Here is a 4,243-nt window from a genome sequence, read left to right on the forward strand (position 1 = left end):
GGACGAAACGCCGGATGTCGCTGCAGTCCACGCTTGGCGTCGTCATTGAAGCGCTGAAGCACCGGACCGCCGACGATGTCGGCGCCTGTCGTCTCGGCCGCCTGTATCATCCGCTCCAGCCAGTCCGGCGAGGCAATCTCATCGTCATCGATCATCAGGAAGTCGGTCGCATTCGGAAATATCGCTTGCGCTGTCTCAAATGCTGCGTTGATCGCCTGACAGTTGCCCTGCTGCGGCTCGACCACGCAAAGGCCCGCCAGTTGTCCGAATTGCAGGAATTCATTGGCAACAGGCACGCTGCCGCACATCGATGCGTCGTTTTCGACCATCACGACGGCGAAACGCCGATCCGTGCGCTGACCGACCAGCGACTGCAGCGTTGTTCGCAGATGGTCCGGACGGCGGAAGCAGGGAACGCAGACGACGATCCCGATCGAAGAATCAAGCGCCGGCGAGGTCATCACGATCGCGCGGGAAACATTCCGCGTGACGTTGCTATCGTCTGGCAATACGGTCTCGACACAACTCATGATGCGTTCCAGAACAGCGCGCGGCAGCGCGGCTAGGTGAACTTTCGGCGATACTCTTCGATCACGTCGAACAGCGGTTTCGGCTTGAATTCAGCATCAAGCGGCAGCGGACGGTTCGGCATGCCGTCGGCGCGCTTGAAGAAGGTTGGCACCCAGGTATATCGATCGCTCAGGCCCCATGTCAGGATTGCCTTTGGCCGGACGACTTCGCAACATGCGCCAAGGAATTCGGCAGCCATTGCAGCGACAAGAGCATCTCGATCCTCGATTTTTCCAGGCAAGTCGGCATCGATCACATCCAGCTCTGTGATGAGAACCTCGAGCTTGAGCGCGACGATCTCGGCCAGAAGCGCCTGCAAGCCATCGCGATCGATGGTGCGGCCGGCAAACAGATGTGCTTGCAGGCCAACCGCGTGCAGCGGCACGTCGCGATCCCGCAGCCATCGCAGCAACTGAATCAAAGCGCGGCGCCGGGCCCCAAAACGCGCACCGCGGTATTCAACGTCATATTCGTTAAGCACGAGTTTCGCGTCCGGATCGGTAGACGCCGTGGCCTTAAACGCAATCGGCAGGTATTCCGGTCCGAGCCGGTTCATCCAGATTGAAGGGCGGATGGAAAACCGGTCCTGCGGCCAATCGATCAGTGGTTCGTTCACCACGTCCCACGACGGTACGGCTCCCCGATATCGAGACACAACTGTCTCAATATGGTCGACCAATTCCCGCTCGGCTTCGGCAGCGCTGGCAAGCTCGGAGGTCCATGCCGGGAGCGCGCCGTACCAGGCCAGCGTATGGCCGCGAATTCCGATGTGGTTTTGTCGCGCAAAATCCACCAGCGCATCGGCGTTGTCGAAACGATATTCGTCCCGCTTGGGGTGAATGTCCGACCACTTCATTTCCCCTTCCGGGACGATCATGTCGCACATTCTGACGACTGTGGCGCGGTAGGTCGGATCGGATGCCAGCGCGCCGGCGCGCACAGCGGCACCGTAGGGAATCCGTGTTGACTCAGCCGAACGCGAAAGGCGCGGCGGCTCCGCCGCAAGCGCGGAAGCGTCCGAGAGACCCAAAGCGATGCCAGCGGCCGTTTGAGCCAGAAATTTGCGCCGAGACGGAAAGAGTGTCGTCATGGTTTCACGCGAGATCATCGCAAGCAGGTTGGCTGCTTGGGCCATTGTGCCCATCAGCAGCAAAATCCGGTCCAACGGAAGTGACCGGAAGCGCGCCTCTCGCCAGCGTAGTTAATGCGCGCGATTAACCACCTTCGATTTGCTCGGGCAAAAGCGCCTATCGCGGCATTGATCTTGCTCTCTTGGCCCTGCCATAGACTTGCCCGCAGGAAACCATGAGTTCTAACTCCTTCGAACAGACGCCCAAGCGGAACAGCGTCGCGCTGTTAACCCCGACCTACGAGCGCGATCTGTCGCTCTGCGCGCTACTGTGCGAAAGCGTTGACCGCCATGCCCGGTCGTTTTCGAAGCACTATCTGCTCGTTCCTGATTCCGACCTCGCGCTGTTCGCCCGCTTCGAAGGACCACAACGAACAGTGCTGCCGGCAAGCCAATTCCTGCCCCGATGGCTGCGGCCCTTGCCCGCCATCATCCGCCGTCAGCGTCGCCAGCATTGGTGGTCGCTTCGCGCCAGGCCCGTGAGCGGTTGGCACATTCAACAAATTCTCAAAATTGCATCGGCGGCAACGCTGCCGCATTCGCGGTTTTGCATTCTTGATTCGGACGTTGTGCTTTTCCGCGATTTCGACCTGGCGCGCTTCGAGGATCCGGAGCCGCTGCCTTTGTACTCAGCGCCGAACGGCATCACGCCGGGCCACGCCAGACATGCGCGCTGGATCGAGACCACGCATCGTCTGCTTGGTTTGCCGACGCCCTCGCTGCCCGCCACGGACTTTATCGGTCACATCATTTTTTGGGATCAACTGGCGATCCGCAGCATGATCCGCAAAATCGAAAATACGACCGGACTTGGCTGGATCGAGGCCCTCTGCCGCACCCGGGAATTTTCCGAATATCTGCTGTACGGTTATTTCGTGCAGAGCGAGGCGGATTTGCTCGCGATGCACGAACCGGCCCTGCGCACCGGCTGCATCAGCTATTGGGACGAGTTCAAGCTCGACAAAGCCGCGCTCGTCCGCCTTCTCGGCACGGCGACCGCGGACGACTTCGCTTTTTCCGCAACCTCGTTTTCGCAGACCCCAGCGGCCACCATCCGCGAGGTCGTCGACCTGCAGCGGCCTCAGCCGGCAGCGCTTGCCCGGCTGGAAGAGCCCGCAAGGATTTGACGTGCAATGATGATCGGGCTGGCCAGCATCAACCTGACCGCAAACGCGCTGTCCGCGGCGCTCGGGCTGCTGGGCGTTTTCGTGTTCACGCGGCTATTCGCCCCGCACGAATACGGCGTCTACCTTCTCGGTGTCGGGTTTGCGTCCGTCGTCAGCACTTTCCTCGCTGGCTGGTTCCGCAACTTGATTTTGAGCGAGCACGCGCGAGACGACGGCGCCGATATTCGCGGTCTCGTTCTTCGCGGCTATCTCCTGTGCTGCCTTACCGCGCCGGGCGCCTATGGATTGGGACGCCTCGTCGGCCTTGAGGCGGTGCCGACAGCCGCCGCCGTATCGCTTGCCATCGCCATCGGCCTGTTCGAGCTGACCCAAGATCTTGCGCGAGCCCGCCTGCGCGCGCTCACAGCGCTGAAGGGAACATTGGCGCGCGCAATATCGGCGCTGTGCCTTGGCGTGATGGTCGCCTTCCTCGCGCCTGAAGGAGCGTTCCTGCTGAGCTCGGCAGCGCTCGCCAGCTGTGTCGCCGTGATCGTGCAATGGCCTGCCACCTGGGGCGGAATCAGCGCCAAGTCCGACACGTCCATTCGATCCGTCGCGCTTCAGGGCCTGCCGCTCACCCTCTCGCTCACATTGCTTGCGATATCGAGCGTGACCGATCGCTTCATGATCGCCAACCTGATCGGCTCGGCGGATACCGGCAGGTACATTGCGGGCCTCGACCTCGTCCGGCAGACCTTGATGATGCCGGCGATGAGTGCCGCCGCCGCTTTCATTCCGATGGCGGTGCAAGTCAATGCCAGCCGGGGCCGCGATGCCGTACGGTCGCATCTGGCGGAATGCATCGAGCTCCTCTTCGGTGTGACGTTGCCGGCCTGCCTCGGCTTCGCGGTGATTTCGCCGCATATTGCCAACGTGGTCTTCGGCGCCGATTTTCGGCAAGTTGCCGCGCAAACGATGCCGATCCTCGCTGTCGCGGTTGTCTTCCAGATTTTGACCCAACAGTACCTTCACGCCAGCTTTCTATTGTCGCGTCGAAACAGCTTCTACCTGATCAACATCGGCGCGATCATCGCGGCCAATGTTGTGTTGTCCTATGCTTTCGTCAGCGAGTACGGTCCACTTGGCGCTGCATGGGCCAGACTCTGCGCCGATGCGTTCGGATTTTTCGTGGCGCTGGCGCTCTCCAGGCGCGCTTTCCCCGTTCCGATGCCGATCGGCCGGCTCGCGCTCGTCATGATCGCGGGCCTGGTGATGGCGTCCGCGGTCACGATCGCCGACACCGCCCTGCACGTCACAGATTTCACCGCATGCGTCATTCTGGTGATGACGGGCCTGACGAGTTATCTCGCTTTGTGCTGGCTGCTCGACATCTGCCACGCGCGCGGGCGCTTGCGAACCGGCCTGGCATTTTCTTATT

4 protein-coding genes are annotated in these 4,243 nt (G+C 61.3%); 2 read left to right on the forward strand and 2 right to left on the reverse strand.

The window, feature by feature from the left end:
• Window positions 1-461 (reverse strand): glycosyltransferase family 2 protein (locus VFL62_RS02335; RefSeq protein ID WP_325170772.1); only part of this gene is annotated, 461 nt, incomplete at its 3' end.
• Between the two features lie 101 nt (window positions 462-562).
• The gene (locus tag VFL62_RS02340; protein WP_325170773.1) at window positions 563-1,714 is read right to left on the reverse strand and encodes an endo-1,4-beta-xylanase; all 1,152 of its coding nucleotides are present in this window, start codon (window positions 1,712-1,714) and stop codon (window positions 563-565) included.
• Window positions 1,715-1,875: 161 nt separating this feature from the next.
• On the opposite strand from VFL62_RS02340, the gene VFL62_RS02345 reads away from it, so the two are divergent.
• Both VFL62_RS02345 and VFL62_RS02350 read left to right on the forward strand, forming a co-directional pair.
• A complete protein-coding gene (locus tag VFL62_RS02345) occupies window positions 1,876-2,826 on the forward strand; it encodes a DUF6492 family protein (protein WP_325170770.1) in 951 nt (316 codons plus the stop codon).
• 6 nt (window positions 2,827-2,832) lie between these two features.
• Window positions 2,833-4,243: lipopolysaccharide biosynthesis protein (locus VFL62_RS02350; protein WP_325170771.1), on the forward strand; the 1,411-nt coding region annotated here is incomplete at its 3' end.

Origin of the sequence: Bradyrhizobium sp. (genome assembly GCF_035701725.1) — a bacterium.
Lineage (GTDB): Bacteria > Pseudomonadota > Alphaproteobacteria > Rhizobiales > Xanthobacteraceae > Bradyrhizobium.